Here is a 3,069-nt window from a genome sequence, read left to right on the forward strand (position 1 = left end):
AGACCGCCACCTCCTACGAAGCAGCGGTCTCTCTCGCCTCATTCCTGCTATGGGCAAGATCCGTTTGAAGACGGACCCTAGTGCCGCGTCAGTCAGGGTTTGCCCGCTGAGGAGCGGCGTCCGGTGCGGTGCATCGCAAGGCGGCTGGAAGCCCTCGTAGTGGGCCTACTCGGGCTTTCGGTCAACGCAGCGAGGTGCCGTGCAGGGCGTCGCGACGGGGCGAACCTTGGCTGACGCGGCACTAGTCATCACACCGCCCCGGAGCGGCGATCAATAGGGTGGCGGACCACCCCCGAACATCAGGTATCGTTTACGTCGTTGCCACGGAGCACCGCACGAAAGCGGCTCCGGAACAGCAATCCCAGGCGGTGTGCCCGAGTGGCCAATGGGAGCGGACTGTAAATCCGTCGGCTTAGCCTACCCAGGTTCGAATCCTGGCGCCGCCACAGTGGACGGACGGCCCCTGAACTGCGGAAACGCAGCGCAGGGGCCGTTTGCGTTGCCCCGGCGGACATCGTGGTGGTCCGCCGGGCCCCGGGCCGCGGGCCCGCGTCGCCGCACGCCGTCGGGGCGGCCGCCGGGTGCTTGCGGAAGCGTCCGGATGATCTCTCTCACACACCTGGCCCGGGCGCCCCGCCCGCTGCGTCGCCGAGCCGTCCCGCGGGCGGACGGGAGGTGCCGTCGCCCCGGTGGCGGACCGGATATGACGGACCGGCGGGTGGCCGAAGTCCGCCCGGCGGGACGATCGCACCGGTCCCTCCGGGCGGGCTCACCGGCCCGGGCGCCAGGGGCCGGTTGGCGGGCGGTCCCCGGACGGGCGGCCTCAGTTGCCGGCGACGGCCTTCACGGCCTCCGGTACCGGCGTCGAGCCCGACACGAGCTCCAGCGTCAGTCCCGCCGTCGAGGGAGTCTCCAGCAACTCGGCGAGCACCGCCGCCACATCGTCGCGCGGAACGCTGCCGCCGCCGGTCGAGGCCTCCAGCCGGACCAGGCCGGTCCCGGCGTCGTCGGTCAGTGAGCCCGGCCGCAGGATCGTCCAGTCGAGGCCGTCCCGGGAGCGTACGTGGTCGTCGGCTGCGCCCTTGGCCCGCAGGTACACGTCGAAGACGCTGTCGCCCTCCCTGCCCGGGTCGGCGCCCATCGAGGAGACGACCAGGAAGCGGCGTACCCGCGCGCGTTCCGCCGCGTCGGCGAACAGGACGGCCGCGGCCCTGTCCACCGTGTCCTTGCGCTCGGCGCCGCTCCCGGGGCCCGCGCCGGCCGCGAAGACCGCGGCGTCGGCGGTCACGAGGTGGGCCGCCACCTCCTCGGCCGTCGCCGACTCCAGGTCGCACAGCACGGGTTCCGCGCCCGCGGCCCGCAGGTCGCCGGCCTGTTCCGGTTTGCGGATCAGCCCCGCGGGTTCGTGCCCGCGGGCGGTGAGCAGCCGCTCCAGGCGGAGCGCGATCTGGCCATGTCCACCAGCGATGACAATGCGCATGTCTCGACCGTACGCCTGCCGTCGCGTCCTTGCCGGACGCGGACCGGCCGGCCCGCGCGGGGCCCCGGCGCGTCGATTCGGCGGGGGCCGCCACCGCCGTCACCCGTCGTCAGGAAGGCTGTTGCCCGTCCTGCTGCCTGCCCTGGCGCGGCAGGTCCAGCGCGGCCACGGTCGCCGAGTCGCAGTACTCACGCACCGCGCTCGTCCGCGCCACCACCCGTCCCCGGTGCACCACGATCCGGCTGTAGCCGAGCGAGAGGACGCCGCCCAGTCCATCGCCCCGTACGGCGAGCAGTTCGGCGGGGAAGCCGGCCTCGACCCGCACCTCCGGCAGGTCCATCGCCCGGCGCGCCGCCGCGCTCACGGCGTCGTACGCCTCGTCCGGGCGGGCCCCGGCCTGGGCGGCCAGCAGGTAGGCGGCCTCCAGCGGGTCCCCGCGGCCCACCGGGCTGGTCAGGTCGCGCAGGGCACCCCCGCCGGCCGCGATCCGGACCCCGGCGGCCCGCAGCAGCCGTACGGGCGCGAAGCCGGTGAAGTCCGCCCTGCCGCGCCGCTCCAGGCCGCCGCAGTCGCCCTGGGGCAGGGCGATCACCGTCATCCCCGCCGCGGCGAGGCGGTCCGCGGTGCGGGCCGCGACGTCGTGGGGGAGCCGGGACAGTCCCGCGCAGGGCCCGACGGAGACACCGGCGCGCAGGCCGCCGGCCATGGCCGCGAGGCGGGAGAGGCGGGTCGGGTCGCTGCCGTCGGTGTGCAGGTCGGCGGGAATGCCGTGCTCCGCGGCGGTCTCCAGCACGGCCTCCACGTACCCCGTCGGGTCCGGGTCGAGGTCGGGGCAGCCGCCCACCACCGAGGCGCCCATCTTCACCGCGTCCCTGAGCATCGCGAGCCCGTCGGCCCCGGCGATGCCGGTGAGCAGCCGCGGCACGGCCACGGCGCTGAGCTCGGCCAGCCCGCGCAGCGAGCGGCGGGCCTGGAGGACTGCCTCCAGCGGGCCGAGCCCCTGCACGTCACCGATGCGCACATGGGTGCGCAGGGCGGTCGCGCCGTGGCCGAGCTGCTGCAGGGCGGCTTCCGTGGTGCGGCGCAGCACGTCCTCGGTGGCGTACGGGACGGGGCCGTCGATGTCGGCGGTGAGCGCGGTGTCGCAGTGGGCGTGGGGTTCCGCCGGTGCCGGGAGCAGCAGATAGCCGCCGAGGTCGACGCGCGCGCTGCGGTTCACCGGGGCGTGCGCCGGGGTGGTGAGGCTGCCGGCCGTGCCCACGGCCTCGATGCGGCCGCCGCCCAGCCTCACGTCGACGATGCGGCCGTCGGTGAGCCGGGCGCCGCTGAGCAGCAGGGTGCCCGGCTCGGCCGTTCCCTCGCCGGACCTGTGGTCGTTGTGTCGCGGCTGCTGCGGCTGGCTGTCGGGCATCGCGCTCCTGGTGTGGGGCTGGCCCCCTCGATCACGTGTCGATCACCTTGCGTGAAGCCGAGCCTAGGGCGCCTCCGGTGCGGCTTCGAGGAGGAGCGCAATAGTCGTACTGATGTGGTGCGCCGGGCGGTTGGGGAGTCTCGCGAGGGCGCGCGCGTGTGGTGAACCAGGGGCGCGG

At 75.0% G+C, this 3,069-nt stretch carries 2 protein-coding genes and 1 tRNA gene; 1 reads left to right on the forward strand and 2 read right to left on the reverse strand.

The window, feature by feature from the left end:
- Positions 1–364 precede the first annotated feature (364 nt).
- Positions 365–446, forward strand: a tRNA-Tyr gene (locus GUY61_RS36735).
- Between the two features lie 377 nt (positions 447–823).
- Here GUY61_RS36735 and GUY61_RS36740 read toward each other — a convergent pair.
- Both GUY61_RS36740 and GUY61_RS36745 read right to left on the reverse strand, forming a co-directional pair.
- Positions 824–1,480: an SDR family oxidoreductase gene (locus tag GUY61_RS36740; RefSeq protein WP_166634636.1), complete on the reverse strand. Its 657-nt coding sequence runs from the start codon at positions 1,478–1,480 to the stop codon at positions 824–826.
- A 109-nt stretch (positions 1,481–1,589) separates the two neighbouring features.
- Positions 1,590–2,891 carry an amidohydrolase family protein gene (locus GUY61_RS36745; RefSeq protein WP_166634637.1) on the reverse strand — a complete coding sequence of 434 codons (1,302 nt, stop codon included), beginning with the start codon at positions 2,889–2,891 and terminating at the stop codon, positions 1,590–1,592.
- Positions 2,892–3,069 lie beyond the last annotated feature (178 nt).

Origin of the sequence: Streptomyces sp. GC420, assembly GCF_009916105.1 — a bacterium.
GTDB lineage: Bacteria > Actinomycetota > Actinomycetes > Streptomycetales > Streptomycetaceae > Streptomyces.